Source organism: Pseudomonas sp. PDM27 (assembly GCF_019219205.1).
Taxonomy (GTDB): Bacteria; Pseudomonadota; Gammaproteobacteria; order Pseudomonadales; family Pseudomonadaceae; genus Aquipseudomonas; species Aquipseudomonas laurylsulfatiphila.
The window spans coordinates 1-255 of sequence record NZ_JAHUWF010000048.1; the positions used below are offsets into that span (position 1 = coordinate 1).

The 255-nt window shown below is 54.9% G+C and carries 1 protein-coding gene; it reads left to right on the top strand.

Going from position 1 to position 255, the window contains the following annotated elements; translation table 11 throughout:
• Positions 1–248, top strand: a 248-nt coding sequence (locus KW838_RS29320; protein ID WP_256359006.1) for a transposase, incomplete at its 5' end; no start/stop codon positions are given.
• Positions 249–255 lie beyond the last annotated feature (7 nt).

A 255-nucleotide genomic window follows, 5' to 3' on the forward strand; every position in this document is an offset into this window, starting at 1 on the left:
ACGAGGGCCAGTCCGTTCCCGATGTTTGTGCCAGTTTGGATATTGGCCCTACCGCCTTGCGCCGTTGGGTCGACCAGGTTCGCAAAGAACGCTTGGGTTCGACCCCGGTGGGGGCCAAGGCAATCACCGCCGATCAGCGGGAGATTCAGCAGCTCAAAGCGTTGCTCAGGCAAAAAGACCTGGACATTGAAATCCTAAAAAAGGCCAGTGCTCTCCTGCTTTTGGACTCCAAAGATCATTCTCGCTGATCAATGA